We start from the raw sequence: 14,348 nt of genomic DNA, 5'->3' as shown, positions 1-14,348 counted from the left end.
ATGCGAGCCCTCAGAACAGGAAGTAGCGTTGCGCCATGGGCAGGATGTCGGCCGGCGCGCAGGTGAGCAGCTGACCGTCGGCGCGCACCTCATAGGTTTCCGGGTCGACCTCCAGCTGAGGCATCCAGGCGTTGTGCACCATGTCGGTCTTGCGCATGCCACGGATGTTGCGCACCGCCTCGAGCGGGCGGGTGAGCCCGAGGCCGTCGAGTGCGCCCTGCGCCAATGCGGCCTGCGAGGTGAAGGTGACGGCGGTTTTCAGACCACCGCCGTAGCTGCCGAACATCGGCCGGTAGTGCACCGGCTGCGGGGTCGGGATGGAGGCGTTGGGGTCGCCCATGGCGGCCGCGGCGATCATGCCGCCCTTGATAATCAGGCTGGGCTTGACGCCAAAGAAGGCCGGTTTCCACACCACCAGATCGGCCAGCTTGCCCGGCTCGATGGAGCCGACCAGGTGGCTGATGCCGTGGCTGATGGCCGGGTTGATGGTGTATTTGGCGATGTAGCGCTTGGCGCGGAAGTTGTCGTGGCGTGCGGTGTCCTCGGCGAGCGCGCCGCGCTGCACCTTCATCTTGTGGGCGGTCTGCCAGGTGCGGATGATCACCTCGCCGACCCGGCCCATGGCCTGGCTGTCGGAACTCATCATCGAGAAGCAGCCCAGGTCGTGCAGGATGTCTTCGGCGGCGATGGTCTCGCGGCGGATGCGCGACTCGGCAAAGGCCACGTCCTCGGCAATGGCCGGGTCGAGGTGGTGGCAGACCATGAGCATGTCGAGATGCTCGTCGATGGTGTTGACCGTGTACGGCCGCGTCGGGTTGGTCGAGCTGGGCAGCACGTTGGGGAGCCCCGCCAGCTTGATGATGTCCGGCGCATGGCCGCCGCCCGCGCCCTCGGTGTGGAAGGTGTGGATGCAGCGGTCCTTGAAGGCGGCGGCGGTGTGTTCGACAAAGCCCGATTCGTTCAGCGTGTCGGTGTGGATCGCCACCTGCACGTCCATCGCCTCGGCCACTGACAGGCAGGTGTCGATGGCCGCCGGGGTGGTGCCCCAGTCTTCATGCAGCTTGAGGCCGATGGCCCCGGCGGTGACCTGCTCTTCGAGCGCGCCGGGCAGGCTGGCGTTGCCCTTGCCGAGAAAACCGAGGTTCATCGGAAAGGCGTCGGCCGCCTGCATCATTTTCTGGATATGCCACGGCCCCGGCGTGCAGGTGGTGGCGTAGGTGCCGGTGGCAGGGCCGGTGCCGCCGCCGAGCATGGTGGTGACGCCGCTCATCAGCGCCTCTTCGATCTGCTGCGGGCAGATGAAGTGGATGTGCGCGTCGATGCCGCCGGCGGTGATGATGTTGCCCTCGCCGGCGATGATCTCGGTGCCCGGCCCGATGGGGATCGTCACGCCGGGCTGGATGTCGGGGTTGCCGGCCTTGCCGATGGCGCTGATGCGCCCGCCCTTGATGCCGATGTCGGCCTTGACGATGCCCCAGTGGTCGAGGATCAGCGCGTTGGTAATCACCGTGTCGGCGACCTCGGCCGACAGGCGCTGGCTCTGGCCCATGCCGTCGCGGATCACCTTGCCGCCGCCGAATTTCACCTCTTCGCCATGGATGGTGTAGTCCTTCTCGACCTCGATCCACAGCTCGGTGTCGGCCAGACGCACCCGGTCGCCCACGGTGGGGCCGAACATTTCCGCGTAGGCATGGCGGGAAATTTTTGCGGTCATCAGAGCGCCCCCATCACTTGAGCGTTGAAACCGAACACCTTGCGATCGCCGGCCAGTGCCACCAGTTCGACCGTGCGCAGCTGCCCCGGCTCGAAGCGCACCGCGGTGCCGGCGGCGATGTTCAGCCGGAAGCCGCGGGCCGCCGCGCGGTCGAAACTGAGCGCCGGATTGGTCTCGAAAAAGTGGTAGTGCGAGCCCACCTGCACCGGCCGGTCGCCGGTGTTGGTGACTTCGAGGGTGAGCGTCTCGCGGCCGACGTTGAGGTCGATCTCGCCGGGCTGGGTGTCGATTTCACCGGGAATCATGGGCGCGTCCTTTCTAGATGATCGGGTGGTGAACGGTCACCAGCTTGGTGCCGTCGGGAAAGGTCGCCTCGACCTGGATCTCCGGAATCATCTCCGGCACGCCGTCCATCACCTGCTCGCGGTTCAGCAGCGTGGTGCCATGGCTCATCAGCTCGGCCACCGTGCGCCCGTCGCGGGCGCCTTCGAGGATGGCGGCCGACAGGTAGGCGACCGCTTCCGGGTAGTTCAGCCGCAGGCCGCGCGCCAGACGGCGTTCGGCCAGCAGGCCGGCGGTGAAGATGAGCAGCTTGTCCTTCTCGCGGGGCGTCAGTTCCATGGGCGTCCTCAGGTGTTCCAGATACGGGGGGTTTGGGCGGCGCGGCCGGTCAGCGCCGGGCGCAGCAACTGCCACAGCTGGCTGAACCAGGCGCGACCGGCTTCGCAGCGCGCGCCGACATAGCGGGCGACGAGCAGCTCGGGCAGGCGGGTGATGACGCCGTCACCGTGGGTCACCGGCAGCGCGCGGCAGGCGGCGAGCAGGGCGTCGTCGAGACCGTTGCCGATGGCGATCAGGCTGCCGAACACCGGTCGGCCGGCCAGGCCGCAGGCCGCGTGCAGCAGCGGGTCGCTGCCGTGCAGGCGGATCTGCTCAAGCCACAGCGGCCGGCCGTCGCACTCGACGCGCAGGGTCTGGGCCAGCGTGCCGGCGTCGAAACGCTCGCCGCTGCCGTGGCGGCCGAGGGCGGTCATGTCCATGGCGATCAGCGTGGCGCCGGTGCTCAGGCGGACCGTGGTGTCCATGTGCGCCTGGGCGCGGTCGAAGACGATGTTCTCCTGCGGCAGCCATTCGAGCACGCCGCCGGCGGCCACCGACAGATGCTGGGTCAGACGGCCGTCGGCGCCATTGCTGCGATACCACTTGCCGGCGCCGGGGGTGGTCAACAGAGCGTGGGCGCCGGTGCCGACCTCGACCTCAATGCTCAGCTGGTCGCCCCCGGCAATGCCGGCCGGCGGGTGCAGCACGATGCCGTGGCAGATGGCCTCGCCTTCCGGGTAGAGCGCTTTTTGCAGCCGCAAGGGGCCCAGATGCTCACGCCGCGTCAGTACGGTGCGTGCGTCGCGCTGCGCGAAAGCCAGCGACAGCCGGGCTTGCCAGGCCGGTGCGGCGGTGTCGGGCGGCAGGTCGATGCGGGGCAGTGGGGCGTTCATGCTAGAGCTATTGCAACATGCGGGCCAGCTGGGGTGGGCAGGGGAGAAATCGGGAGGGATGGCCGCGGCCGGCGCCGTTTGGTGCGATCCGCGTAGCGGGTGGCGGCGATGCGGCGGCCGGGTGAATGCACCGCTGCGGTGCGCACCATCGTGGTGCGGTCCACAACGGTGCTCACACCGACAGCGCTTCGCGCACGCCATGGGCCACCATCTCGTCGCCGCGCCCGCGCATGATGATTTCGCCGCGCTCCATGAGCAGGTAGTGGTCGGCCAGCGATTCGGCGAAGTCGTAATACTGTTCGACCAGCAGGATCGCCATTTCGCCGGTGGCGGCGAGGGTGCGGATGGCGCGTTCGATGTCCTTGATGATGGACGGCTGAATGCCCTCGGTGGGCTCGTCGAGGATCAGCAGCTTCGGTCCCATCGCCAGCGCGCGGCCAATGGCCAGTTGTTGCTGCTGGCCGCCGGAGAGGTCGCCACCGCGCCGGCGCATCATCTGCAGCAGCACCGGGAACATCTCGAAGATGCGGTCGGGCAGGGGCGTGCGGGCGGAGCAGGTGGCCAGACCCATCTGCAGGTTCTCTTCAACGGTGAGCCGCGGAAAGATTTCGCGCCCTTGTGGCACATAGCCGATGCCGGCCTTGACGCGGGCGTAGGACGGCGTGCGGGTGAGATCGTGCGTGGTGCCGCCGGCCTCGAGCCGGATGCTGCCGGTGGCGCTGGGCACCAGACCCATCAGCGTCTTGAGCAGCGTGGTCTTGCCCACGCCGTTGCGCCCGAGCAGGCAGGTGACCTTGCCCATCGGCACCTCGAAGCCGAGGTTGCGCAGGATGTGGCTGCCGCCGTAGTACTGGTTGAGATTGTCGACTGTCAGCATGGGGAGGCCTGCGGTGCTTGAGGTGTCGTAGGGCGGATAAGCGAAGCGCCATCCACCGCTTGGCATGATTTGAAGGCGCATGCGCCTTGAGAGGGACGACCGGCGGAAGGCGCCTTCGGGTTTTCCGCCCTACGCGGTGCTCGGTGTGTGGTGTCCAATTTATCCGTCCATCGGTCGCGGGGATGATCGGTTGGCGGGTTGAAGCCCGGCCCACGGAGGCATGTTTTATCGACCAAGGTACACCTCGATCACGCGCGGGTCGGCCTGCACCTTGGCGAGGCTGCCTTCGGCCAGCACCGAGCCTTCGTGCAGCACGGTGACCTGACCGCCGAGGGCCTCGACAAAGCTCATGTCGTGCTCGACCACCACCAGCGAGTGCTGGCCGGCGAGGCTGACGAAGAGCTCGGCGGTGCGTTCGGTTTCTTCGTCGGTCATGCCGGCAACCGGCTCGTCGAGCAGCAGCAGCCTGGGCTCTTGCATCAGCAGCATGCCGATCTCCAGCCACTGCTTCTGGCCGTGCGAGAGCAGACCGGCCGGGCGGTCGGCTTCCGTCTGCAGGCGGATGCGCTTGAGGGTGTCGGACACGCGGTCGCGTTCCTCGCCGCTGAGTTGGGCGAAGAGGCTCTTCCACACGCGCTTGTCGGTCTTCATCGCCAGTTCGAGGTTTTCGAACACGCTGTGGTTTTCGAAGATGGTTGGCTTCTGGAACTTGCGGCCGATGCCGGCATGGGCGATCTCGGGCTCGTTCATGCGCGTCAGGTCCAGCGTCTGGCCGAAGAAGGCCTTGCCGCTGTCGGGCCGCGTCTTGCCGGTGATGACATCCATCATGGTGGTCTTGCCGGCGCCGTTGGGGCCGATGATGGCGCGCAGCTCGCCGGCGTCGATGGTCAGCGACAAGTTGTTGAGCGCCTTGAAGCCATCGAAGCTGACCGAGATGTCTTCCAGATAAAGGATGACCTTGTGCGACAGGTCCAGCTCGCCGGGGCGCAGCACATGGCTGTCGCCGGCGCGCCCGGAAGAGGCGATGCCGTCATGCATGGTGGTACTCATGCCTTGGCTCCTTGGGGGGTGGCGGCCGGTGTTGGGGTTGCAGTTTCGGTGGCGGCCGGGCGGCGGCCACGCAGCTTGCGCCACAGGCCGACCACGCCATCGGGCAGAAACAGGGTCACGCCGATGAACAGAAAGCCGAGGAAGAACAGCCAGTAGTCGGGGAAGCTGACGGTGAAGAAGCTCTTGGCCAGATTGACGATGAAGGCGCCGATGACGCCGCCGATCAGTGTGCCGCGCCCGCCCACGGCCACCCACACCGCGATCTCGATGGAGTTGGCCGGGCTCATCTCGGACGGGTTGATGATGCCCACCTGCGGCACGTAGAGCGCGCCGGCCAGCGCGCACAGCACGGCCGACAGCGTCCAGATGGCCAGCTTGTACTGCGTCGGCTGGTAGCCAATGAAGCGCACCCGCGATTCGGCGTCACGAATCGCCGCCAGCACGCGGCCGAACTTGGAGGTGACCAGGTAGCGGCCGAGGATCAGCACCGCGATCAGCAAGGCGGCGGACAGGCCGAACAGCACCAGGCGCATCTGCGGCGAGGTGATGTCGTAACCGAGGATGCGCTTGAAGTCGGTAAAGCCGTTGTTGCCGCCGAAACCGGTCTCGTTGCGGAAGAACAGCAGCATGGTGGCGTAGGTCAGCGCCTGGGTGATGATCGAGAAATACACGCCCTTGATGCGCGAGCGGAAGGCGAACCAGCCAAACACGAAGGCCAGCAGCCCCGGCACCGCCACCACCATGATCAGCGCCCACAGGAAGGAGTCGGAGCCGACCCAGAACCACGGCAGCTCCTTCCAGTCGAGGAAGACCATGAAGTCGGGCAGCGCGACGCCGTAGCTGCCGTCGGTACCGATGCCGCGCATCAAATACATGCCGAAAGCGTAGCCGCCGAGCGCGAAGAACACCCCGTGGCCGAGCGACAAAATGCCGGCGTAGCCCCAGATCAGATCCATCGCCACTGCCACCACGGCGTAGCAGAGGATCTTGCCCATGAGCGTGACGGTGTAGGCCGACACATACAGCGCGTGCCCCTCGGGCAGCAGCAGGTGCGCAGCGGGGATGGCGATCCAGGCAATGGCGGCAAAGATCGCCAGTGCCAGCCAGCCGGTGCGCGGCAGGCTCTGGAAAAGGCGGACGGATAGGGGTGTTCTCATTGGGTGGCCCCGTGGATGTTCGTAGGTTGGGTTGAGCGAAGCGAAGCCCAACATGCGGTGTGCCAGACCGGGCGGCTGGGTGTTGGGCTTCCTTCGTCAGCCCAACCTACGCGGCTGGCGGGTCGGATGTGGCGGGTTGAAACCCGCCATGCGGTGCTGGCCATGGCTTCAATCCTCCACAAACCGCCCCTTGAGGGCGAACAGGCCCTGCGGGCGCTTCTGGATGAAGATGATGATGAACACCAGCACCAGGATCTTGGCCACCACGGCGCCGGCCCAGCCTTCGAGGATCTTGGTCATCAGGCCCAGGCCCATGGCTGCGGTGACCGCCCCGGCGAGCTGGCCGACGCCGCCGAGCACCACCACCATGAAGGAGTCGACGATGTAGCCCTGACCCATGGCCGGGCCGACGTTGGCCACCTGCGACAGCGCGCAGCCGCCCAGGCCGGCAATGCCGGCGCCGATGCCGAAGGCGAGGGTGTCGATGCGCGCGGTGGGTACGCCGACGCAGCCGGCCATGGCGCGGTTCTGCGTCACCGCACGCACGAACATGCCCAGTCGGGTCTTCTGCATCATCAGCCACACCAGCAACAGCACGAAGATGGCGAAGCCGATGATCACCAGCCGGTTCCACGGCAGCACGATGTCGGCATAGGTGCTGACGCCGCCGCTCATCCATGCCGGGTTGGCCACCTCGACGTTCTGCGGGCCGAAGATCACGCGCGCCGTCTGGATCAGCACCAGCGACAGGCCCCAGGTGGCGAGCAGGGTTTCGAGCGGACGGCCGTAGAGCCAGCGGATCACGGTGCGCTCCATCAGCATGCCGACCGCGGCCGCGGCGAGGAAGGCCACTGGCACGGCGGCCAGCACATAACTGTCGACATAGTCCGGCAGGTAGCTGCGGAACAGGCCTTGCACCACATAGGTGGCATAGGCGCCGACCATCAGCAGCTCGCCATGCGCCATGTTGATCACGCCCATCACGCCGTAGGTGATGGCCAGGCCGAGCGCGGCGAGCAGCAGGATGGAGCCGAGCGACAGGCCGGTGAAGGCGGTGCTGGCCAGGTCGGCCATGGCCAGCCGGCGCTCGATGGCCTGCACGGAGGCCTTGGCGGCGGCGCGCACCTCGGCGTCGGGCTCGATAAACTGGCCCTTGGCGTCCTTGTCCAGCAGTGTGGCGAGCATGGCCTTGACCGAGGCGTCGGACGAGTCGCCGAGGCGCTGTGCGGCAAGGATGCGCTTGGCCGGTTCCGCGCTGGCCAGGTTCACCCGCGCCACGGCCAGCGCCAGGATGGATCGGATCTCCTTGTCCTGCTCGGTGGCCAGTGCCGGCTCGAGGATCGGCATCAGCAGCTCGCTGGCGCTGTCGCGCAGCAGCTGGGCAGCGGCCAGCCGGGTGCTGCGGTCGCTGGCGCGGATGTTGGTGGCTGCCTTGGCGCTTTGCAAGGCATTGCGCACGCGGTTGTTGATCATCAGCGGATCGGCGTCGTCCGGGTAGGGCTCAATTGCCTCGCCGCTGGCCGCGTCGAGTGCGCCGGTGTCGGTGAGGATCACCAGATGGCCGTCGCCGGTCAGCGCCAGGGCCTCGTCGGCCAGCGCGTCGAGCAGGGCGACGCTCTGCGCGCTGCCCTCGGCGCCGAGTTCGGCGATGGCGGCGATGCGGGTGTCGGAGTCGTCGTCTGCCAGCCGGGCCAGCGTCTCGGTCGAGGGCGCGGCGTGGGCGCTGCCGAGGGTGCAGCACACGGCAAGCAAGAACACGCGAAGCAGGTGATGAAGGGAAAGGGACATGGTGGATGACCGGTTGAGTGCCTGAGAAGTTGTGAATAAATCGACTGCGCTTGGCATCTCGGGGTTGGGCGGTGCTCGCAATGCTCATGTATTGATATACATTCCGCTTGCTGCGCGCCGGCCGCCCCCGACCTGCCTGCGCTCGCGACGATTTCTTCACAACTTCTGACCCGAGCCCACGCCGGGCATGGGTTCGGGTCAGGCCCCCGCCGAGGCGGGGGCTGGCGGTGGGCTTACATGTTCTGCTTGGCTTCGTTACCCGCGATGTACGGGCTCCACGGCTGGGCGCGAATCGGCGCCTTGGTCTTCCACACGGTGGAGAACTGGCCGTCGGCGCGCACTTCGCCAATCAGCACCGGCTTGTGCAGGTGGTGGTTGGTCTTGTCCATGGTCAGCGTGAAGCCGGAGGGCGCCTTGAAGGTCTGGCCACCGAGCGCGGCGATGACGGCATCCACGTCAGTGGTCTTGGCCTGCTCGACCGCCTGCTTCCACATGTAGATGCCGACATAGGTCGCTTCCATCGGGTCATTGGTGACCACCGTGTCGGCGTTGGGCACACCGTTCTTCTTGGCCCAGTCCTGATACTTCTTGATGAAGGCGGCGTTGGTCGGATTCTTCACGCTCATGAAGTAGTTCCACGCGGCCAGGTGGCCCACCAGCGGCTTGGCATCGACGCCGCGCAGCTCTTCTTCACCCACCGAGAAGGCGACCACCGGCACGTCGGTGGCTTTCAGGCCGGCGTTGCCCAGTTCCTTGTAGAAGGGCACGTTGGAGTCGCCGTTGATGGTCGACACCACGGCCGTCTTCTTGCCGGCGGCGGCGAACTTCTTGATGTTGGCAATGATGGTCTGGTAGTCGGAGTGCCCGAAGGGGGTGTACTCCTCCATGATGTCTTCGTCCTTCACGCCCTTGCTGTGCAGGAAGGCGCGCAGGATCTTGTTGGTGGTGCGCGGGTACACATAGTCGGTGCCCAGCAGCACGAAGCGCTTGGCCTCGCCGCCATCCTTGCTCATCAGGTACTCGACCGCCGGGATCGCCTGCTGGTTGGGTGCAGCGCCGGTGTAGAACACGTTCTTCTCCAGCTCCTCGCCCTCGTACTGCACCGGGTAGAAGAGCAGGCCGTTGAGTTCCTTGAACACCGGATTCACCGACTTGCGCGACACCGAGGTCCAGCAGCCGAAGGTGACCGCCACCTTGTCCTGGCTCAGCAGCTGCCGCGCCTTCTCGGCGAACAGCGGCCAGTTCGAGGCCGGATCGACCACCACCGGCTCGAGCTGCTTGCCCATCACGCCACCGGCGGCGTTGATCTCGTCGATGGCCATCAGCGCGACGTTTTTCAGCGCGGTCTCGGAGATCGCCATGGTGCCGGACAGCGAATGCAGCACGCCGACCTTGATGGTGTCGGCGGCCTGCGCAAACGTGGAGACGGAGCCCATTGCCGCCAGTGAGGCGGAGAGGGTCAGGGCCTTGATGAAGGAACGGCGGGTTTTCATGAGGAGCACTCCCAGTCAGGTCAAATCGAACCACCGGCGGGGCCGGCGGTGTTGCATTGCACGATGACTAGCTTAGGGAGCGGGGGCGTGCGTACCTATACGCAAGATGGCGTACGCGGTGCGCAGGGAATGCGGCGTTGCGGCAGGCGTAGCCCGGATGCAGCGCAGCGGAATCCGGGGCCATCGGTCCGAGAACCCTGGATTCCTGACCTCGACTTTCAGCCGGATCGATGATCAATCAATGATCCGTCTTGCGTGATCAGCCACTGATCCCGGATTCCGCTGCGCTGCATCCGGGCTACGTCTCTGGGCTCAGTCGCCGTTGGCGCGCAGCTTGTTGATCGCCTGTGTGGCCGCCGCGGTGCGGGTCTCGACGCCGAGCTTGGCGAAGATGTGTTCGAGGTGCTTGTGCACGGTGCGCGGCGACAGGCCGAGAATGTCGCCGACGTCACGGTTGGTCTTGCCCTTGCTGACCCAGTACAGCACCTCGGCCTCGCGTGCGGTGAGGCCGAAGGCCGGCATGAGGGCGTCGATGCTGGCGCGGTCGGACTCTTCGCGCAGGCCGAGTAGCCATTCGCCGTCGGGCGTGTGCTCATGCAGGCTGAAGGTGAGCCGGCGCTCGCCAACGGCCAGCGACAGCGGCAGGGCCGTCTGGCCCTCGCTGCGTGCCGTGGCGGCGGAGGCCAGCCAGTGCAGCAGCGCCTGGGGCGCGCGTTCGCCGTCGGTCGCCAGGAAATCCGTCAGCAGGCGGCGCGCCAGCGGGGTTTGCCAGACCACGTTGCCGCTGGGCAGATGCACCGCCACGGTGGCCTGGCCGCTGGCGTCGAGCGCGTTGCGCGCCAGCGACATCTGGCGGGCGCCCTGCATGTGGGCGGCGATGCGGGCCAGCACTTCGGGCGGGCGGATGGGCTTGGTGACATAGTCGATGCCGCCGGCGTCGAAGGCGGCAACGACGTGTTCGGTCTCGGTCAGGCCGGTCATGAAGACGATGGGGATGTGCGCGGTGCCGAAGTCGGCCTTGAGCCGGCGCGCCACCTCGAAGCCGTCCATGCCCGGCATCAGCGCGTCGAGCAGGATCACGTCGGGCTGCTGGCGGGCCGCGCGGGTCAGCGCCGAGGCACCGTCGGTGGCCACCAGCACGGCGTAGCCGGCCTCGTCGAGCGCGTCGTGCAGCAGGGCGAGGTTGTCGGGGATGTCGTCGACGATCAGGACGACGCGGGGTGCGGCGGGCTCAGACATCGGCGTCCTGCGAAATGAGATGCATGATGGCATCGAATTCAAAGGCGGTGGCCATCTGGCGGATGCGCTCGGCAAACGGGGCGTAGCGCGCGTCGAGCGCGTCGATGGCATCGAGCTGGGCGAGGATGCCGCGCACATAGCCCATCTCGACCGCGTCGGCGAGCGCATCGAGTGCATCGTCGGGCGGCATGACGAGGATGCCCGGGGTGGGCGGCGCGACCTCGGTCTTGTAGGTCCAGCTCAATGCCAGCCGTTGGCCGATCCAGTCGAGCAAGGCGTCCATCTTGAAGGGCTTGAGGATGAAGTCCTCGGGCGGCAGGTCGACGTCGTTGTCCAGGCCCTTGTCGAAGGCGTTGGCCGAGAGCACGGCAATGTTCACCGTGTGCGCCTTGCCCTGCCGAATTCGGCGGATAGTCTCCCAGCCGTCGATGCCGGGCATGGCCAGGTCCATGAAGATGAGGTCGGGTTGGAAGGCTTCGAGCAGCTTGAGGCACTCCAGCCCGGAGGCGGCCTGGGTGACCTTGAAGCCGAGAAACTCGAGGATGCCGGCGAGCATTTCGCGGTCGTCGCGCTCGTTGTCCACGATCAGGATGCGTTTGCGCGGGCCTTCGTAGCCGGTGCGCTGGCGCGGTGGCTGCGGCATGGCCGCCTGGGCGCCGTGCATCTGCGGCAGGAACAGCCGCACGATGAAGCGGGTGCCGCTGGCAAGGCTGCGATCGAGCTTGAGCTCGCCGCCCATCACGTCGGCAAACATGCGGCTGATGGTCAGCCCCAGCCCGGCGCCGCCGGCCTTGCTGGCGGTGTTGCCGCGGCCGAAGGGCTCGAACACGCGCTCGATGTCCGCCTCGGCGATGCCGGGGCCGGTGTCTTCAATGGTGAAGGTGCCCATCTCGCGCGCGTAGTGAACGCCAAAGCGCACGCCGCCGCGATCGGTGAATTTCACCGCGTTGCCGAGCAGGTTGATGAGGATCTGGCGCAGGCGCTTCTCGTCGGCGCGCACCACGGCGGGCAAGTTGCCCTGCGGCTGGTAGTCGAAGCTCAGGTCCTTGCGGGTGGCCTGCAGCTCGAACATGCGCACGATCTGGTGCACGAAGGCGGGGAAGTCGATGGGCTGCGGCTCCAGCGTGAGCTTGCCGCCCTCGATGCGGGCGATGTCGAGCGTGCCTTCGATCAGCGACAGCAGGTGGTCGCCGCTCCGGCGGATGACGCTGATCGCCTGTCGCCGTTGCGGTGGAATGGCCTCGTCGCCGTCGAGGATCTGCGCATAGCCGAGGATGGAGTTGAGCGGGGTGCGCAGCTCATGGCTGATGGCGGTGATGTAGCGGCTCTTGGCCTGGTTGGCCAGTTCAGCCAGCTGCTTGGCCTGCTGCAGCGCGTCGTCGGTGCGGCGGTGGTCTTCGATCTCCTGCATTAGCAGGGCGGTCTGGCGGTTGGATTCTTCTTGCGCCACCTGCCGGCTCTTGTGCGTCAGCACCAGCCACCAGGCCACCACGGCGCTGACCAGCACCAGCGCGGCAAACACTTTGAGCAGCGCCGCGCCCAGCGCCGGGCCGACCGCGGCCGCCGCCTCGCCCGGCCCCCGCAGCTCCTGGTAGTAGAGCATGCCCAGCAGCAGGGCGAGGAAAGGCAGGATCACCGCCATCAGCATCAGGTAGTGGCCGAGGCCGCTGTCGAGGTAGGGCCACAGGCGCTCGGGCAGCAGGCGCTGCATGGCGGCGGTCCACTGCGCCGACAGGCGGGCGTGGGGCTTGCACTGGTCGTGGCAGCGCGCATCGAGCGAGCAGCACAGCGAGCAGATCGGGCCGCCGTAGGCCGGGCAGCGCGAGATGTCGTCGGCTTCATACTCGCGCTCGCAGATCACGCAGCGGCAGGTGTGCGCGTCAAAGCTGTCGGGCGTGCGGGCGATGTAGTAGCGCCCGCCGGTGGCCCAGGCGATCAGCGGCGAGGCGATCAGCGCGGTGACCAGCGCGATCAGTGCCGAGAAGGCCTGCGCGCCCGCGCCGAACAGGCCGAAATAGGCCGCCACCGACAACGCCGAAGCCAGCAGCATGGCGCCCACGCCGACCGGATTGATGTCGTACAGATGGGCGCGCTTGAACTCGATGCCCGGCGGCGACAGCCCCAACGGCTTGTTGATGACCAGATCGGCCACCACCACCATCAGCCAGGAGATGGCGATGTTCGAATACAGCCCGAGCACCCGGCCCAGCGCCTGAAACACATCCAGCTCCATCAGCGCTAGCGCGATGCCGGTGTTGAACACCACCCACACCACCCGACCCGGATGGCTGTGGGTGAGCCGCGCGAAGAAGTTCGACCATGCCAGCGAGCCGGCGTAGGCATTGGTGACGTTGATCTTGAGCTGTGACACCACCACCAGCAGCAAGGTGGCGAAAACCGCCCAGCGGTGGTCGGAAAACACGTATTCGTAGGCCACCAGATACATCTGGTTGGGATCGAGCGCCCGCTCCGGCGGCACGGCGTGGCTGATCGCCAGATAGGCCAGCATCGCGCCGCCAAGCATCTTGAGCACGCCCGGCACCACCCAGCCCGGTCCGCCGATGAGTACCGCCAGCGTCCACCGGCGTCGGTTGCGCGCGGTGCGCTCGGGCATGAAGCGCAGGTAATCCACTTGCTCGCCCATCTGGGTGATCAGCGCGATACCGACGGTCAGCGCCGCACCGAAGCCGAGCAGATCGAAGCGGCCGTGACTGCCATCCGAGCCGGGGTAGGCGACCAGCCCGCCCAGCACGCCGGGGTTCTCTCGCAGCACATAGACGAAGGGCACCACCAGCAGCACGATCCACAGCGGCTGGGTGAGCACCTGCAACCAGCTGATCACGGTCACGCCGTGGGTCACCAGCGGAATCACCACCAGCGCGCAGATCAGATAGCCCCAGGCCGGCGGGATGTCGAGCGCCAGCTCCAGCGCATAGGCCATGATCGCCGCCTCGAGGGCGAAGAAGATGAAGGTGAAGCTGGCGTAGATCAGCGAGGTGATGGTCGAGCCCAGGTAGCCGAAGCCGGCGCCGCGGGTGAGCAGATCCATGTCCAGCCCATAGCGCGCGGCGTACTGGCTGATCGGCACGCCGGCGAGGAAGATGATCAGCCCGGTGGCGAGGATTGCCCAGAACGCGTTCCAGAAACCGTAGCTCAGCAGCAGCGCGCCGCCCACCGCCTCCAGCACCAGAAAGGCCGAGGCGCCGAAAGCCGTGTTGGCCACCCGCATTTCCGACCACTTTCGGAAGCTGTGCGGCGTGAAGCGCAGTGCGTAGTCTTCAAGACTCTCGCGCGCCACCCAGCTGTTGTAGTCGCGCCGCACCTTGATGACGCGCTGCGCCGGCGCGGCGCGGGCATCGCCGGACCGAGGCGGTGAAAGGGGTGGGGTCGTGTTCGGCACGCTGCATAGGATACCGGTCGAGCGAGCCGGTCAACATGCGTATTTTGGCGTAGCCGGCCGATCCGGCCACGGTGTCGGCAATTGCCCGCCACCGGGCAAGCGACTATGCTCGGGCTGCCTTGACTCCCGTGCGCTGC

Annotated in this window: 11 protein-coding genes; all 11 read right to left on the bottom strand. The window is 67.0% G+C overall.

All coding sequences use genetic code 11. The features are described from left to right. Positions 1–10: 10 nt before the first annotated feature. On the bottom strand, positions 11–1,714 hold the full coding sequence (gene ureC / locus FHP91_RS08670; protein WP_144309185.1) for an urease subunit alpha: 1,704 nt from the start codon (positions 1,712–1,714) through the stop codon (positions 11–13). Next, on the bottom strand, positions 1,714–2,019 hold the full coding sequence (locus tag FHP91_RS08665) for an urease subunit beta (RefSeq protein ID WP_144309184.1): 306 nt from the start codon (positions 2,017–2,019) through the stop codon (positions 1,714–1,716). Before FHP91_RS08665 ends, ureC begins: the two co-directional genes overlap by 1 nt. A 13-nt stretch (positions 2,020–2,032) precedes the next feature. Beyond that, positions 2,033–2,335, bottom strand: a complete 303-nt coding sequence (locus tag FHP91_RS08660) for an urease subunit gamma (RefSeq protein WP_144309183.1) — start codon at positions 2,333–2,335, stop codon at positions 2,033–2,035. An 8-nt stretch (positions 2,336–2,343) separates the two neighbouring features. Next, on the bottom strand, positions 2,344–3,207 hold the full coding sequence (locus tag FHP91_RS08655) for an urease accessory protein UreD (RefSeq protein ID WP_144309182.1): 864 nt from the start codon (positions 3,205–3,207) through the stop codon (positions 2,344–2,346). A 172-nt stretch (positions 3,208–3,379) separates the two neighbouring features. Next, complete coding sequence (gene urtE / locus FHP91_RS08650) at positions 3,380–4,084, bottom strand: urea ABC transporter ATP-binding subunit UrtE (RefSeq protein WP_144309181.1); 705 nt, start codon at positions 4,082–4,084, stop codon at positions 3,380–3,382. 225 nt (positions 4,085–4,309) lie between these two features. Then, positions 4,310–5,122: an urea ABC transporter ATP-binding protein UrtD gene (urtD, locus tag FHP91_RS08645; RefSeq protein WP_246116268.1), complete on the bottom strand. Its 813-nt coding sequence runs from the start codon at positions 5,120–5,122 to the stop codon at positions 4,310–4,312. Positions 5,123–5,130: 8 nt separating this feature from the next. After that, positions 5,131–6,291: an urea ABC transporter permease subunit UrtC gene (urtC, locus tag FHP91_RS08640; protein ID WP_144309179.1), complete on the bottom strand. Its 1,161-nt coding sequence runs from the start codon at positions 6,289–6,291 to the stop codon at positions 5,131–5,133. 168 nt (positions 6,292–6,459) lie between these two features. Further along, complete coding sequence (gene urtB, locus FHP91_RS08635) at positions 6,460–8,079, bottom strand: urea ABC transporter permease subunit UrtB (RefSeq protein ID WP_144309178.1); 1,620 nt, start codon at positions 8,077–8,079, stop codon at positions 6,460–6,462. A gap of 233 nt (positions 8,080–8,312) precedes the next feature. Next, on the bottom strand, positions 8,313–9,572 hold the full coding sequence (gene urtA, locus FHP91_RS08630; RefSeq protein WP_144309177.1) for an urea ABC transporter substrate-binding protein: 1,260 nt from the start codon (positions 9,570–9,572) through the stop codon (positions 8,313–8,315). A 312-nt stretch (positions 9,573–9,884) separates the two neighbouring features. Beyond that, positions 9,885–10,811 carry a response regulator transcription factor gene (locus FHP91_RS08625; protein ID WP_144309176.1) on the bottom strand — a complete coding sequence of 309 codons (927 nt, stop codon included), beginning with the start codon at positions 10,809–10,811 and terminating at the stop codon, positions 9,885–9,887. Continuing rightward, positions 10,804–14,211, bottom strand: coding sequence for a hybrid sensor histidine kinase/response regulator (locus FHP91_RS08620; RefSeq protein ID WP_246116260.1), 3,408 nt, complete (start codon positions 14,209–14,211; stop codon positions 10,804–10,806). The genes FHP91_RS08625 and FHP91_RS08620 overlap by 8 nt, the downstream gene beginning before the upstream one ends. Between the last annotated feature and the right edge of the window lie 137 nt (positions 14,212–14,348).

Source organism: Denitromonas halophila, from assembly GCF_007625155.1.
Classification (GTDB): domain Bacteria; phylum Pseudomonadota; class Gammaproteobacteria; order Burkholderiales; family Rhodocyclaceae; genus Nitrogeniibacter; species Nitrogeniibacter halophilus.
Note: the sequence above shows the minus strand (reverse complement) of the source record. Positions and strands in the feature narration are given on the sequence as shown.

Bases quoted from the DNA above. Each gene is read 5' to 3' on its own strand.
- urtB (WP_144309178.1), bottom strand. From the start codon at position 8,079: ATGTCCCTTTCCCTTCATCACCTGCTTCGCGTGTTCTTGCTTGCCGTG.
- urtC (WP_144309179.1), bottom strand. From the start codon at position 6,291: ATGAGAACACCCCTATCCGTCCGCCTTTTCCAGAGCCTGCCGCGCACC.
- urtA (WP_144309177.1), bottom strand. From the start codon at position 9,572: ATGAAAACCCGCCGTTCCTTCATCAAGGCCCTGACCCTCTCCGCCTCA.
- ureC (WP_144309185.1), bottom strand. From the start codon at position 1,714: ATGACCGCAAAAATTTCCCGCCATGCCTACGCGGAAATGTTCGGCCCC.
- FHP91_RS08665 (WP_144309184.1), bottom strand. From the start codon at position 2,019: ATGATTCCCGGTGAAATCGACACCCAGCCCGGCGAGATCGACCTCAAC.
- FHP91_RS08660 (WP_144309183.1), bottom strand. From the start codon at position 2,335: ATGGAACTGACGCCCCGCGAGAAGGACAAGCTGCTCATCTTCACCGCC.
- FHP91_RS08625 (WP_144309176.1), bottom strand. From the start codon at position 10,811: ATGTCTGAGCCCGCCGCACCCCGCGTCGTCCTGATCGTCGACGACATC.
- urtD (WP_246116268.1), bottom strand. From the start codon at position 5,122: ATGCATGACGGCATCGCCTCTTCCGGGCGCGCCGGCGACAGCCATGTG.
- FHP91_RS08655 (WP_144309182.1), bottom strand. From the start codon at position 3,207: ATGAACGCCCCACTGCCCCGCATCGACCTGCCGCCCGACACCGCCGCA.
- urtE (WP_144309181.1), bottom strand. From the start codon at position 4,084: ATGCTGACAGTCGACAATCTCAACCAGTACTACGGCGGCAGCCACATC.